The 13,614-nt window shown below is 70.3% G+C and carries 14 protein-coding genes; 4 read left to right on the top strand and 10 right to left on the bottom strand.

Annotated elements, in window-relative coordinates:
- Positions 1–18 precede the first annotated feature (18 nt).
- The 3 genes from H512_RS0102155 to H512_RS0102145 all read right to left on the bottom strand — a co-directional run bounded on the left by H512_RS0102155 (position 19) and on the right by H512_RS0102145 (position 2,451).
- Positions 19–252, bottom strand: coding sequence for a DUF4170 domain-containing protein (locus H512_RS0102155; RefSeq protein ID WP_026782126.1), 234 nt, complete (start codon positions 250–252; stop codon positions 19–21).
- 74 nt (positions 253–326) lie between these two features.
- A complete protein-coding gene (locus tag H512_RS0102150) occupies positions 327–1,121 on the bottom strand; it encodes a 3'(2'),5'-bisphosphate nucleotidase CysQ (protein WP_026782125.1) in 795 nt (264 codons plus the stop codon).
- The gene (locus tag H512_RS0102145) at positions 1,108–2,451 is read right to left on the bottom strand and encodes a TldD/PmbA family protein (RefSeq protein ID WP_026782124.1); all 1,344 of its coding nucleotides are present in this window, start codon (positions 2,449–2,451) and stop codon (positions 1,108–1,110) included. The genes H512_RS0102150 and H512_RS0102145 overlap by 14 nt, the downstream gene beginning before the upstream one ends.
- Before the next feature lie 427 nt (positions 2,452–2,878).
- On the opposite strand from H512_RS0102145, the gene H512_RS0102140 reads away from it, so the two are divergent.
- Positions 2,879–3,442 (top strand): DUF6101 family protein, encoded by a 564-nt coding sequence (locus H512_RS0102140; RefSeq protein WP_156899309.1) that lies wholly within the window; start codon positions 2,879–2,881, stop codon positions 3,440–3,442.
- Positions 3,443–3,445: 3 nt separating this feature from the next.
- Here the strand turns inward: H512_RS0102140 and ubiA are convergent, their stop codons facing one another.
- The gene (gene ubiA / locus H512_RS0102135; RefSeq protein ID WP_053239497.1) at positions 3,446–4,390 is read right to left on the bottom strand and encodes a 4-hydroxybenzoate octaprenyltransferase; all 945 of its coding nucleotides are present in this window, start codon (positions 4,388–4,390) and stop codon (positions 3,446–3,448) included.
- Positions 4,391–4,521: 131 nt separating this feature from the next.
- Between ubiA and purD the strand changes: the two genes are divergently transcribed.
- Positions 4,522–5,805 (top strand): phosphoribosylamine--glycine ligase, encoded by a 1,284-nt coding sequence (purD, locus tag H512_RS0102130; protein WP_026782121.1) that lies wholly within the window; start codon positions 4,522–4,524, stop codon positions 5,803–5,805.
- Here the strand turns inward: purD and H512_RS0102125 are convergent, their stop codons facing one another.
- Together H512_RS0102125 and H512_RS22225 are read right to left on the bottom strand one after the other, a co-directional pair.
- The gene (locus H512_RS0102125; RefSeq protein WP_026782120.1) at positions 5,806–6,396 is read right to left on the bottom strand and encodes a YqgE/AlgH family protein; all 591 of its coding nucleotides are present in this window, start codon (positions 6,394–6,396) and stop codon (positions 5,806–5,808) included.
- A 129-nt stretch (positions 6,397–6,525) separates the two neighbouring features.
- Positions 6,526–8,619: a methyl-accepting chemotaxis protein gene (locus H512_RS22225; protein ID WP_053239496.1), complete on the bottom strand. Its 2,094-nt coding sequence runs from the start codon at positions 8,617–8,619 to the stop codon at positions 6,526–6,528.
- A 235-nt stretch (positions 8,620–8,854) separates the two neighbouring features.
- Here H512_RS22225 and H512_RS22220 point away from each other — a divergent pair, with 235 nt between their 5' ends.
- Positions 8,855–9,637 (top strand): protein-disulfide reductase DsbD domain-containing protein, encoded by a 783-nt coding sequence (locus tag H512_RS22220; protein WP_169507115.1) that lies wholly within the window; start codon positions 8,855–8,857, stop codon positions 9,635–9,637.
- A gap of 45 nt (positions 9,638–9,682) precedes the next feature.
- Positions 9,683–10,168 carry a peroxiredoxin gene (locus tag H512_RS0102110; protein ID WP_036789699.1) on the top strand — a complete coding sequence of 162 codons (486 nt, stop codon included), beginning with the start codon at positions 9,683–9,685 and terminating at the stop codon, positions 10,166–10,168.
- A gap of 4 nt (positions 10,169–10,172) precedes the next feature.
- Here the strand turns inward: H512_RS0102110 and H512_RS22215 are convergent, their stop codons facing one another.
- From H512_RS22215 to ispH, 4 genes are read right to left on the bottom strand one after another with little or no spacing between them, the layout of a single operon-like run.
- The gene (locus H512_RS22215; RefSeq protein WP_036789697.1) at positions 10,173–11,048 is read right to left on the bottom strand and encodes a diacylglycerol/lipid kinase family protein; all 876 of its coding nucleotides are present in this window, start codon (positions 11,046–11,048) and stop codon (positions 10,173–10,175) included.
- Positions 11,038–11,523 carry a ribonuclease HI gene (gene rnhA / locus H512_RS0102100; protein ID WP_026782118.1) on the bottom strand — a complete coding sequence of 162 codons (486 nt, stop codon included), beginning with the start codon at positions 11,521–11,523 and terminating at the stop codon, positions 11,038–11,040. The genes H512_RS22215 and rnhA overlap by 11 nt, the downstream gene beginning before the upstream one ends.
- The gene (locus tag H512_RS0102095) at positions 11,520–12,500 is read right to left on the bottom strand and encodes a homoserine kinase (protein ID WP_026782117.1); all 981 of its coding nucleotides are present in this window, start codon (positions 12,498–12,500) and stop codon (positions 11,520–11,522) included. Before H512_RS0102095 ends, rnhA begins: the two co-directional genes overlap by 4 nt.
- A gap of 1 nt (position 12,501) precedes the next feature.
- On the bottom strand, positions 12,502–13,497 hold the full coding sequence (ispH, locus tag H512_RS0102090) for a 4-hydroxy-3-methylbut-2-enyl diphosphate reductase (RefSeq protein ID WP_026782116.1): 996 nt from the start codon (positions 13,495–13,497) through the stop codon (positions 12,502–12,504).
- Positions 13,498–13,614: the final 117 nt, after the last annotated feature.

Here is a 13,614-nt window from a genome sequence, read left to right as displayed (position 1 = left end):
GGAGCGCGGCGGTTCGCATCAGGTCGACGGATCCAGGAGGCGATGCAGGTGGACGATGAAATAGCGGGTCTGCGCCTGATCGACGGTGGCCTGCGCCTTCTGCTTCCAGGCGGCATAGGCCGAGGCGTAGTTCGGGAACACGCCGACGACGTCGATGGCGCCGAGGTCGGCGAACTCGGTCGACTCGAGCGCCTTCATCTCGCCGCCGATCACCAGATGGAGCAGTTGTTTCGACGTCACTTCGGTTGTCATGGCGGGGATTGCCTTCTGCGGGAGCCGGTTTCCCTCTTTTCGTCAAGCCCGGCGGTTTTTGCAAGAGAGGGAAGTCAGTAGGGTCCGAGGGCCGCCGCCGCTGCACGCGTCAGCTCCGGCAGACCGGCGATCAGGCCGTCGTGGGTGGCGGCCGGCCGGTTGTAGATGATAGCGGCACCGTCCAGCGTCTCCAGCGCGCCGCCCGCCTCGGCGAGGATGAGGTCGGCGGCGGCGATGTCCCAGTCGTGGGCGCCGCCGCGGGCGAAGGCGAGGTCGAGCGTGCCGTCGGCGACCATGGCGATGCGCAGCGCCAGCGAGGCGACGTAGCCGCGGCTCCGGAGCGTCGGCACCGGCCGCGACAGCCGCGAGATCAGCGCCGCCGGCCCGGCGACCCGCACCCCGGCAAGACTCGGCCGCGCCTGCAGGCGCAGTCGTTCGCCGTCGAGAAAGGCACCGCGCCGCTGGCCGGCTGTATAAAGTCGGCTCACCGACGGTTGCAGCAGCGCCGCCGCCAGCGGCCGTCCGTCCTCGACGACGGCAAGCGAGATCGTCCACTGGTCGGAGCCGGCGAGAAAGCCGCGCGTGCCGTCGATCGGATCGACCACGAACAGCCGCCGGCAGTCGAGCCGGGCCGGATCGTCTTCGGTCTCCTCGGACAGCCAGCCGTAGCCGGGGCGGGCGGCGAGAAGGCGCTCCTTCAGGAAGCGGTCGATGGCGAGGTCGGCCTCGCTGACCGGCGAGTCGTTGTCCTTCTTCCAGACGCGCGGATCGCGGCGGAAGAAGGAAAGGCCGATGCCGGCGGCGGCGCGCGCCGCGTCTGAGAGCAGCTCGACGTCCTCGTCGATGCGGGCGCTGTCAGCGGCCGGCAATGGTCAGTCCCCCGATGGCCACCGTCGGCGCGGTGAAGGCGGAGCGGAACTCGATGTCGTCGGCCGGCACCAGCTCGCGGAACATCGAGAGGAGATTGCCGGCGACGGTGATCTCGGCCACCGGATAGGTGATCTCGCCGTTGTCGATCCAGAAGCCGGCGGCGCCGCGCGAATAGTCGCCGGTGACGAGGTTGGCGCCGTGGCCGATGAAGTCGGTGACGTAGAGGCCGGTGCCGACCGAGGCGATCAGCTCCTGCGGCGACACGGCGCCCGGATGCAGGAGGACGTTGGTCGACGACGGGATCGGTGAGCCGGTGCCGCGGCCGGCCCGGCCGTTGGTGGTGAGATCGAGTTCGCGCGCCGTGGCGCTGTCGAGCAGCCATGTTTGCAGGATGCCGTCCGCGACGAGGTCGAGCGCCTCGCCGCTGACGCCCTCGCCGTCGAAGGGCCGCGAGCCGGGGCCGCGCCGGCGATGGGGATCGTCGGTGATGCGGATGCCCGGCGCGAACAGCCTTTCCCCGAGCTTGTCCTTCAGGAAGGACGACTTGCGGGCGATGGCGGCGCCGGAGATGCCGCCGATCAGCGCGCCTAACAGGCTCGTCGCGACGCGCGGGTCGTAGACGACGGTGGCCGTCTGCGTCGTCACCTGGCGCGGATTGAGGCGGCGCACGGCGCGATTGCCGGCCCGCCGGCCGACGACCTCGGCGCTCTCGACGTCGGCGAGATGCGTCTTCGATGAGGAATCCCAGTCGCGCTCCATGCCGGTGCCGGAGCCGGCGATCGCCGCTACCGAATGGCCGTGGCCGGAGGATTCGTAGGCACCGGAGAAGCCGGAGGAGGTGACCAGCGCCATGCCGCCGCGCGCCCAGTAGGCACTGGCGCCGGCGATGTTGGTGACGCCGTCGACGGCCATCGCCGCCGCCTCGATCGCCCTGCCGCGCTCGCCGAGGTCGGTGGCGGTGACAGGCGTCTCGTCGAGAAGGTCGAGATCGGGCCACGAGGCGGCGAGCAGGGCCGGATCGGCGAGGCCGGCGAAGCGGTCGGCCGGGGCGGCGCGCGCCATGGCGACGGCGCGGGCGGCCAGCGCCTCGACGTCGGCGCCGAGCGTCGCGGATATGGTGGCGTTGCGGTTGCCGACGAAGACGCGCAGGCCGAAGTCGTCGTTCTCGGCGTGCTCGATCTTCTCGACCTTGCCCTTCAGGACGCTGGCCACCTGATTGACGGAGCGGACGGCGACGGCATCGGCGGCGTCGGCGCCGGCGGCGCGCGCCGCTTCGACGAGGCGGGCGGCCTGCCCGGTCAGCTTCTCCAGGTCGACGAGATCGCTCATGGTGTCCGTTCCATTCGGGGTGGGTTCACGTGTTTAGGGCCGGGGGGCGCGGCCGACAAGTCTTGCGGCCGTCTTCCTCCTACAGAATTGCGGCAACTCCTTGCCGGCTGGAAACCATCGCGCCAGCCTCAGGGCACGTCGGGAGTCCCGCAAACGACTGGCGGCAAAGGTCTTTCGCGCCTGACGCATGGGGAGGCCGGTCGTCTCCCGCCGTCAAGGAAGATTGACCGAGGGTTGACGCCGTGCCGCGAATTGGCGCTTCAGATTCCGCTAACCCTCTCAAAAATCGAGAAAAAGTTTACCCAATCCCTTAAGCCGCCGGGGGTGGTGCCGGTCCTATGCTGGCCATGGTTTCGGGATCGGGCGCGAAAAAAGACGCCCGGCCCGACAGGGATAGTCAAAAGATTTCAGAAGTGAGGCGAAAACCATGACGGGAGCCACTCCCCTGGGCCTGAAGACGGCGTTGAGGCTCGATCCGGGCCATCTGCCGGCCAAGTGGTGCGTCAACGTCGGCCCGGCCGGCCGGCCGGTGCAGGAAGCTGCCATCTACATGGACGACGACGGCGTCGTCGTGCGCCGCGATCTCTCCGGCCTGCCGCTGACGCTGAGCCTGCCGTTCGCCGCCTTCGAGGGCGTGTCGGTCAGGATCGAGCCGAACGACGCCGGTGACCTCGTCGCCCATGTCGAGCTGCATCACCGCGATGCCGCTCTCTCCATTCCGCTCACCGTGACGCGCGACATGGAGGCCGCCGCCGCCGACTGGCAGGGCTGGTCCGATCGGCTCGGCCTGCCGATGCTGCTGGTCAACACATCCGGTACGGTTGAACGGGTCGGCCCGATCGTCGGCGTTCCCATTGGCGAGCCGGCACCGCGCCGCCGCCACGCCCAGATGGCCGCCCGCCGGCCGCGCTTCCTGGTCCGCCGCAAGGTGGGGGCCGGCGGCGACATGCCGGTGCTGCGCGGCTGCCGCGAGATCACCAGCTACGAGTGAGCCTCACATCGCCTTCAGAAAGGCATCGATCACCAGGCCGGCCGTCAGGATCAGTCCGGCGTCGCGGTTGGACTTGAACAGCTTCAGGCACAGCGCGCCGTCGTCGGCGTCGAACCTCTCCACCTGCCAGGCGAGTTGCCGGGCGAAGGCGGCGAGGCCGACGTAGGCGACGATGCGCGCGTCGGCGAGGTAGAAGGCGACGCCGAGCAGCAGCACCGCCGCGCCGTAGCAGACGGTGAGGAGGCGCGGCGTCGTCTCGGCGAAATAGCGGGCTGTCGAGCCCAAGTCGATCAGCGCGTCGTCCTCGCGGTCCTGATGGGCGTAGATGGTGTCGTAGGCGAAGGTCCAGAGGATGGCCGCCACGTAGATCAGCAAGGCCGGCGCGTCGAGACGGCCGAACACCACGCTCCAGCCCATCAGCCCGCCCCAGGAGAAGGACAGGCCGAGCACCGCCTGCGGGAAATGGGTGATCCGCTTCATGAACGGATAGACCGCCACCGGCACCATCGAGCAGAAGCCAAGACCGATCGAGAAGCGGTCGAACTGCAACAGCACCGCAAGGCCCACCAGCGCCTGGAGGACGAGGAAAGCGGCGGCCGCCTTGGCACTCACCCGGCCCGAGGGGATCGGCCGCGCCCGCGTGCGCGCCACGGCGGCGTCGATGTGGCGATCGACGATGTCGTTGTAGGTGCAGCCGGCGCCGCGCATCGCCACCGCGCCGATGAAGAACAGAAGCGCGTACCAGGGGGAAGGGTAGGGCTGGCCGGCCGTCCCGCTCGCCAGCCCCAGCGACCACCAGCACGGCAGCAGCAGCAGCCACCAGCCGATCGGCCGGTCCCAGCGGGCGAGCTGCGCATAGGGCTTGAGCGGCGCCGGCAGCAGGCGATCGACCCAGTTGCCGCGCTTGGCGTCGGGGATGACGATGTCGTCGGAATCAGGCGTGTTCATGGGTGAAGTCTAGCCCTCCCGCCGCCATCGCGCGACAGCATCCTCGCTGGAATTGGTCATGCGGCCTTTCGCGCGCCGGCGCATCATGGTAAGGCGCCCGGCATCTGTTCGACGAAGCGAGAGGTCCCAAGATGCACGTGCTCCTCATCGGTTCCGGCGGACGCGAACACGCCATCGCCGCCGCCCTCCGCCGCTCGCCGAAGCTGACGCGCCTTACCTCGGCCCCCGGCAATGCCGGCATCGCCGGGCTGGCCGAACTCGTCGCGCTCGATCCGGCCGACCACGCGGCGGTGATCGCCTTCTGCAAGGCCGAGACGGTGGATTTCGTGGTGATCGGCCCGGAGGCGCCGCTGGTCGCCGGCCTCGTCGACGATCTCGAAGCGGCCGGCATCAAGGCATTCGGCCCGAAGAAGGAGCCGGCGCGCCTCGAAGGCTCGAAGGCCTTCACCAAGGAACTCTGCACCGAGGCCGGCATCCCCACCGCCGCCTACGGCCGCTTCGCGGATGCCGCCGCGGCCCGCGCCTATGTCGAGGGGCGCGGTGCGCCGATCGTCGTCAAGGCCGACGGCCTCGCCGCCGGCAAGGGCGTCGTGGTGGCGGCGACCGTCGAGGAGGCGCTCGCCGCCGTCGACGCCTGCTTTGCCGGCGCCTTCGGAGCGGCCGGCGCCGAGGTGGTGATCGAGGATTGCCTGGTCGGCGAGGAGGCGAGCTTCTTCGCCATCACCGACGGCTTCGACGTGCTGCCGCTCGCCGCCGCCCAGGACCACAAGCGGGTGGGCGACGGCGACACCGGCCCCAACACCGGCGGCATGGGCGCCTATTCGCCGACGCCGGTGGTCGACGAGGCGATGGAGCTGCGCATCATCGACGAGATCGTCGTGCCGACGGTGCGCTGCCTCAGGAAGCGCGGCACGCCCTTCGTCGGCGTGCTGTTCGCCGGCCTGATGATCGAGGCGGACGGGCCGAAGCTGATCGAATACAATGTGCGCTTCGGCGATCCCGAAACCGAGGTGCTGCTGCCGCGCCTGAAATCCGATCTTCTCGAACTGATGCTGGCCTCCGTCGAGGGCCGCCTCTCCGGCAACATCGCCAATTTCGACGAGCGCACGGCGCTGACCGTGGTGATGGCCGCCGACGGCTATCCCGGCGCCTACGGCAAGGGCAGCCGCATCGATGGTCTCGACGAGGCCGCCGCCCTGACTGACGTCGCCGTGTTCCATGCCGGAACGGCCGAGAAGGACGGGGTGATCGTCGCCAACGGTGGCCGCGTGCTGGCCGTCACCGCGCTCGGCGGCAGCGTCACCGAGGCGCAGGCGAAAGCCTACGCCGCCGTCGACCGCATCCGCTGGCCGGACGGCTTCTGCCGCCGCGACATCGGCTGGCGGGCGGTGGAACGGGAAAAATCCGCCGGCTGATCAGGCCCGGCCGCTCGTCGGTGACAGGGCGGCCAGGTCGACGCCGAGCGTGGCGAGCGCCCGGCGATAGCGCTCGCCGTCGGCGGCGCCGAAGATGATTTCGGGATCGGCGTCGGTGGTCAGCCAGCCGTTCGACTGGATCTCGCTTTCGAGCTGGCCAGGCGCCCAGCCGGCATAGCCGAGCGTCAACAGCGAGTGCTCGGGGCCGCGCCCCTCGGCGATCGCCTTCAGGATCTCCACCGTGGCGGTCAGCGACAGGTCCTCGGAAATGGGCAGCGTCGCCGCGTCGAGATGGAAATCGGCGGTGTGCAGCACGAAGCCGCGGCCGGTGTCGACCGGGCCGCCGCGATGCACGCGCATGGCCCGCGCCTCCGACGGCAGGCGGATGCGCTTCTCGTCGGGGATGATCTCGAGCTGCACCAGCAGGTCGGGAAACGACAGGTGGTCGAGCGGCTTGTTGATGACCAGGCCCATCGCCCCCTCGGCCGAATGGGCGCACATGTAGATGACGGCGCGCGAGAAATCGCCCTCGTCGAGCGCCGGCATGGCGATCAGGAACTTCCCGTCGAGATAGTTGGCCTTTCCTGCCATGGCGCGTCCGGCGTTAGGTGGTTCTCCTCGCCAATATGAACCGCCCCGGCGATTATTCAAGGCACGAAAAGCGGAGCGGGGAGGCGGCCGCCGCCGTCTCCCCGCCATCATTCCCCGATCTCCGCGGCGTCAGGCGGCGCGCAGCGTCTCCAGGAAGCCGTCCATCGCCCGCCGGAGTTCGCCGGCCTGGGCGGAGAGATCGTCGGCGGCCGCCAGCACGGTGGCCGAGACGGTGCTGGTCTGCTCCGACGCCTGCCGGATGCCCTCGACGTTCTCCGACACCGCCGCGGTTCCCCGCGCCGCCTCGCTGACGTTGTGGGCGATCTCGCTCGCCGCCGACCCCTGCTGCTCGACGGCGGTGGCGATGGCGCCGGATATCTCGGTCAGCCGGTAGATGATCTCGGAGATCGAGCCGATCGAGGCGGCCGACGTGCCGGTCGACGACTGGATGCCGCCGATCTGCTGGCCGATCTGCGAGGTGGCCTTCGACGTCTGGTCGGCGAGCTGCTTCACTTCGGCGGCGACGACCGCGAAGCCCTTGCCCATCTCGCCGGCCCGCGCCGCCTCGATGGTGGCGTTGAGGGCGAGGAGGTTGGTCTGCTCGGCGATCGCCCGGATCAGCTCGACGATGGTGCCGATCTGGCCGGCGGCGGCTTGCAGGCTGGCGATGTTGTCGCGCGTGCCGGCCGCCGTGTGGCGCGCCTCCTCCGCCACGGCGCCGGCCGAGGCGACGCTGGTGCCGATCTCGGCGATCGACGACGACAGCTCCTCGGTGGCGCCGGCGACGGTCTGGACGTTGGCGGTCGCCTGGTTGGCGGCGGCGGCGGCCGAGGCGGCCTGCATCGCCGTCTCCTCGGCGTTGCCGGTCAGCGTCGCCGCAGAGTGGTGCAGCAGCTCGATGGCCGCGACCACCCTGGCCAGCACGCCGCCGACCGTCGCCTCGAAGGCGGCGGCCGTCTCGTCGCGCAACCGCTGCCGCTCGGCGGCCTCGGCAGCGTCGCGGGCGCCTGCCTCGCGGGCCAGATCGCCGACGCGGATGGCGTTGGTCTTGAACACCTCGACGGCGGCGGCCATGGCGCCGATCTCGTCCTTGCGGCCGAGGCCGGGAATGGTGACGGAGGTGTCGTTGTCGGCGAGGCGCGCCATGGCGGCGGTCATCGCCGCCATCGGCCGCCCCAGGCGGACGCGGGTGATGACGGCGGCGCCGATCGCCAGCAGCAGCGTGGCCAGCAGCAGGCCGGCGTCGATCGCCAGCTGCCGCGCCGCCTTCGTCGCATAGTGGTCGGCCTCGGTCCGCAGCGCGTCGATGGCGCTGCCGGTCACGTTGCCCAGCATCGCCGTTGCCTTGGCGCCCTGCTGGCGCCAGTCGTCGAACTTGACGCTCGGCGGCTGCCAGTTGGTCATCTTCTTGATCTGGTCGTCCTGGAGCTTGCGGAAGTCGCCCTGGAAGAAGGCGGCGTCGCCGGCCTCGAAGCTCTGGCGGATGGCCTCGGGAATGCCGGGCGTGGCGACCACGCCGCGTACCAGCTCCCACAGCGACTGCGCCTGCCGCAGCGCGGCGGTGACGGGGGTACCCTCGCCCTCGCGGAAGGGACGCTTGTCGGTGATGGCCGGCAGCATGCCGGTCACCGAGCTGCCGGCATAGCTGCGGGCGCTCCAGGCGAGGGCGCGGATGTTGACCAGCGCGGCAAGTTCCGGCGCCATGGCCTGGATGTTCGCCTCGATGGTGGCCGTCGCCTTGTCCATGGCGGCGAGAATATCGGCGCCCTCGGCGAGATAGGTCTTGCCGAGCGTATTGTCGCGGTCGGCCAGCGGCTTGGCGATCTCCGCGTCGGCGGCGGCGCGCAGCTTGAGAAGCGTGTCGCGGCGCGCCGTGATGTCGTCGAGCACCGGCTTCAGGCCGGCGTCGCGCAGCGCCTCGAGGCCGGCGATCGCCGTGTCGAGGCCGGCCGAGGAGGCGGCCCGCCGCTCGGTCACCCCCTTCAGGGCGTCGCCGCTCTGCTCGGGCGGCAGGGCAAGCACCGACGGCGTGTCGCCGCGCTCGACGCGGAAGTTGGACACCGCCTCGAACAGGCTGCGCTCGACGCCGGTGAGACTGCGCAGCGTCTTTGCCGTCGTCCAGGCCCGGTAGGCATTCCAGACGCCGTCGCCGGTGAGGGCGAGAAGGGCAAGGCTCAGTGTTGCGATGACCAGGATGATCGATTTCTGTATCGACAGGCGCATGGCGTCCTCGCCGGCTGGTGCGGTAAGATTTCATAAAAGCCGCAAGGCCTTAAGAAAATGAGAACGTTGTCGGCAGAGAGGGCGGTGGATGACTGGCCACGACAATGTGAAGCGGACCGATGCGACGGTTTGCTTTTTTTACCGGCGAAGCGGCGGCCGGATGGTATCAAAGCGCAGATCGTCCATGGAGAGAATGGCCTTGTATATGCCGCGTTTGCCGGGTTTCGCGCTTCTGTTGACGCTTTTTGCCGCTGTGCCGGCCGCCGCCTTCGAGCAGCCGCCGGTGACCTCGCGCCTCGTCGTCGCCGGCGGCATCGAGAATGGCGCCTACCGGGCGGCGCTGGTGATCGATCTGCCCGACGGCTGGCACACCTACTGGCGCAATCCCGGCGACGCCGGCATCCCGCCGATCTTCGACGTGGCCAAGAGCGCCAACCTCGGGGATTTCAGCATCGACTATCCGGTGCCGGCCCGCCATGTCGACGGCGCCGGTACGTCGCTGGTCTACCAAGGGCGCCTCACGTTGCCGATCCGCGCCGTTCCGGCCCGGCCGGGCGAGCCGGTGACGCTCGCCGTGCGCGTGCTTTACGGCCTCTGTGAGCAAGTCTGCATTCCGGCCGAGGCCGACGTCTCGGCCCGGCTGGAGCCGATGGCCGCCGCCGATCCCGAGGCCGCCGCCGCCATCGCCGCCGCCGCGGCGCGCGTGCCGGTCCGGCACGACGACGGCCGGCTCGCCGTCGATGCCCTGCACTTCGACCGAAAGGTCGGCAGGGGCCGCGTCGAGGTGTCGGTGACCGACGACGGCCGCCTCGTCGACCTTTTCGCCGCCGGTCCGGTCAGGTGGTACGCCGCGCCGCCCGAGCCGGCCGGTGAGGACAACGGCCGCCGCCGCTTCGTCGTGGCGCTGGAGGGGCCGGCCGGCGCAAAAGGCGCCGACGGCATCGCATTAAGCTTCGTGCTGGCCGAGCGGACCGGCGCCTTCGAGGTGGTCCGCCGCCTCGACGCTGCCACCGAATAAGTATATTCCCTCAGCGGTATCCCGGTGACGACGAAAGGAAACGCCATGATCAAGGTTGGAGACAAGCTGCCGTCCTTCACGTTCCTGACGCCCACCGCCGATGGCGGCAAGAAGGAGATCACCACCGACGAGGTGTTCGCCGGCAAGAAGGTGGTGCTGGTGGGTGTGCCCGGCGCCTTCACGCCGACCTGCTCGAAGAACCACATTCCCGGCTTCCTCGACCGGCTCGACGAGATCAGGGCCAAGGGCGTCGATGCCGTGGCAGTGACGGCGGTCAACGACGCCTATGTGCTCGGCGCCTGGCGCGACGCGCTGGGGGCCGGCGACAGGATCGTCTTCCTCGCCGACGGCGCGGCGGCCTTCGCCAAGGCGATCGGCCTCAGCGTCGATCTCACGGCCGGCGGCATGGGCGTCCGCTCCAACCGCTACGCGGCAATCGTCGAGAACGGCGTCGTCAGGGAATTGCAGGTCGAGCCGAAGCCCGGCGAAGCCACCTGCTCGGGCGCGCCGAGCATCCTCGACCGGCTCTGATCGGTCAGGCGACGACGGGAATGACGCGGCCGGCGCGCACCGTCGCGTCGGTCGTTTCCATGCGGTCGCCGTCGATCTGCATGCGGATGCCGGGGCCGGAGAAACGCACCTCGCTCACCGGTCGGTCGCTCACCGCGCCCAGCCGGTCGAGCCGGCCGAAGGCGAGGGCGAGGGCGGCGCGGAGCAGCGTCGCCGGCCGGTCGTCGGCGAGCGTCACCAGACGCAGGCCCGGCTCGGTGGCCCGCGTGGCGCCGGTGATGGCGAGCGGCCCGCCGTAGAAGCGCGCCGTTGTCGCCACGGCAAGCCGGCAGCGGATGGTGTCGCCGTCGGCGGTCACCGTCACGTCGCGCCCCGTCCGGGCCAGCGCCAGCCTGAGGCCGCGCCAGGCATAGGCGAGCTTGCCCCAGCGCCGCTTGAAGGCGCCGTCGACGGCATGCACCACGTCGGCGTCGAAGCCGGCCGACACCATCAGCGCGAACGGCCGCTCGCCCACCATGCCCAGGTGGAGAGGCGCGGCGCGGCCGGCGGCTATGCGGTCGGCCAGCTTCTCCGGCGAGAACGGCAGGCAGAGTTCGTGCGCAAGCACGTTGGCGGTGCCGAACGGCAGGATGGCGAGGGCGGGCGCGTCGCCGTCGCGCCGGACGATGCCGGTGATCGCCTCGTTGATCGAGCCGTCGCCACCGCCCACCACCAGCGTGCGCACGCCGGCCGGCAAACCGGCGGCGATATCGGTCAGTTCGCCGGGATGGCGGGTCAGCCAGATGTCGGACCGATGGCCGAGCCGGTCGAGCCGCGCGGCCAGCCGCATCAACCGGCGGTAGCTGAAGCCGCCGGCCACCGGGTTGGCGACCACCAGGATCGGCGCCGGATCACGCGGCATCTTCGTCACCGTCCGGCGGCGGCAGGTAGCCCGGCTTGAACGGCGCCATGCCCTGCCGGGCCAGCTCGTCGGCGCGCTCGTTCATGTCGTGGCCGGCGTGGCCCTTCACCCAGTGCCACTCGACGCTGTGGCGGGCGCGCGCCGCTTCGAGCCGCTGCCAGAGGTCGGCGTTCTTCACCGGCTTCTTGTCGGCGGTCTTCCAGCCGTTCTTCTTCCAGCCGAAGATCCAGCCGGTGATGCCGCCCTTCACATATTGGCTGTCGGTATAGAGATCGACGGCGCAGGACCGGGTGAGCGCTTCCAGCGCCATGCAGGCGGCAGTCAGCTCCATGCGGTTGTTGGTGGTGAGCTGCTCGCCGCCGCAAAGCTCCTTGCGCTTGTCGCCGTAGACGAGGATCGCCCCCCAGCCGCCCGGTCCGGGATTGCCCGAGCAGGCGCCGTCGGTATAGACGGCAACGCGCCGCCCGCCGCTCACGCGCCGTCTCCGATGAGTTCGAGGCCGTAGGCGGCGGCATTGGCCGCCGTGCGGTGAAAGCGCAGCTTCCGGTAGTATTCGAGCGGGTCCTTCTTGCGCACCAGCGCGCCGGCCGGCGTCATCAGCCAGTCGTAGAGGCGGGTGAGCAGGAAGCGCAGCGCCGCGCCGCGGCAGAGCACCGGCAGCGCCGCGATCTCGGCGGCATCGAGCGGCCGGCCGCTGGTGTAGCCGGTCAGCATCGCCCGGCCCTTGGTGGCGTTGAAGGCGCCGTCCGGCTCGAAGCACCAGGCGTTGAGGCAGATGGCGAGGTCGTAGGCGAGGAAGTCGTTGCAGGCGAAGTAGAAGTCGATCAGGCCGGACAGCCTGCCCTTCAGGAAGAACACGTTGTCGGGGAACAGGTCGGCGTGGATGACGCCCTCCGGCAGGCCCTTCGGCCAGTGCGCCGCGATGAAGGCGAGTTCCGCCTCGATCTCGCCGCCGAGCCCGATCAGCACCTCGTCGGCGCGGGCGGCGCTGCCGGCGTAGAGCGGCGGCCAGCCATCCGGCCCGAGGCCGTTGCGGCGGCGGATCTGAAAGCCCTCGCCGGCCTTGTGCAGGCGGGCCAGCGCCTCGCCGACCTGGCCGCAATGACCGACCTCCGGCCGCTTCACCCACATGCCGTCGAGGAAGCTGACGATGGTGGCGGGACGGCCGGCCAGACGCCCGAGCGCCTGGCCGTCGCGGTCGCGGATCGGCTCGGGGCAGGTGATGCCGCGGCCGGCCAGATGGTCCATCAGCCCGAGGAAGAACGGCAGGTCGGCTTCGTTCACCCGCTTCTCGTAGAGCGTCAGGATGTAGCGGCCGGCCTCGGTGCCGAGCAGGAAGTTGGAATTCTCGACGCCCTCGGCGATGCCCTTGCAGGAGACAAGGGCGCCGATGTCGTAGCGGGTCAGGAAATCGGAGAGTTCCTCGTCGGAAACGTCCGTGTAGACGGCCATTCTAGACCTCCGGGCCGTCGCGGCCGGTCGTGTCGCGCAACTGGCGGGGCAGGGTGAAGGCGATGGTTTCCTCGGCCGTGCGCACGGTCTCGACGGAGACGTCGTGGCGGGCGGCGAAGGCGTCGATGATCTCCTCGACGAGGATTTCCGGCGCCGAGGCGCCGGCGGTGATGCCGAGCGTGCCGATGCCGGCAAGCGCCTCCCAGTCGAGATCGGAGGCCCGCTGGATCAGGAAGGCGCGGGCGCAGCCCTCGCGGGCGGCCACTTCGCAGAGCCGCTGCGAGTTGGACGAGTTGGGCGCCCCCACCACCAGCATGGCGTCGACCTTCGGCGCCACCTCGCGCACGGCGGCCTGGCGGTTGGTGGTGGCGTAGCAGATGTCGCTCTTGTGCGGCGGCACGATGTCCGGGAAGCGGGCGGACAGCGCCTCGACGATCGCCCTGGTGTCGTCGACGGAGAGCGTGGTCTGCGAGGTGTAGGAAAGGACGGTGCTCTCGGGAAAGCTCAGCTTCGCCACGTCGTCGATGGTCTCGATCAGCGTCACCGAGCCCTCGGGCAACTGGCCCATGGTGCCGATCACCTCCGGATGGCCGGCGTGGCCGATCAGGATGACGTGGCGGCCCTTCTTGTGGTGGATTTCCGCCTCGCGGTGCACCTTGGTGACCAGCGGGCAGGTGGCGTCGAGCTGGAACAGGTTGCGGGCGGCGGCGGCGGCCGGCACCGAGCGCGGCACGCCGTGCGCCGAGAAGATCACCGGCTGCGTGGTGTCGGGGATCTCGTCCAGCTCCTCGACGAACACCGCGCCCTTGGCCCTCAGTTCCTCGACAACGTATTTGTTGTGGACGATCTCGTGCCGCACGTAGACCGGCGCGCCGTAGCGGGCGAGCGCCAGATCGACGATCTGGATCGCCCGGTCGACGCCAGCGCAGAAGCCGCGCGGCGCGCAGAGCAGGATCTTGAGCTTCGGCTTGGTCACCGGCGGCACCTCGTCTCGCATGGCTGCGGAATAGCAGGGTTTGCCCCGATGATGTCAAGGGAAAGGCGGAGGCCCGACGCCCCGCCGCGAGTGGCTCGGAACGAGTCGCCAAGGCCGGGATCGCGTGCTATGGAAGCG

Source organism: Pleomorphomonas koreensis DSM 23070 (assembly GCF_000425185.1).
GTDB classification, from domain to species: domain Bacteria; phylum Pseudomonadota; class Alphaproteobacteria; order Rhizobiales; family Pleomorphomonadaceae; genus Pleomorphomonas; species Pleomorphomonas koreensis.
The sequence above is the reverse complement of the archived record's forward strand: the minus strand, read 5'-3'. Positions and strand labels throughout refer to the sequence as shown.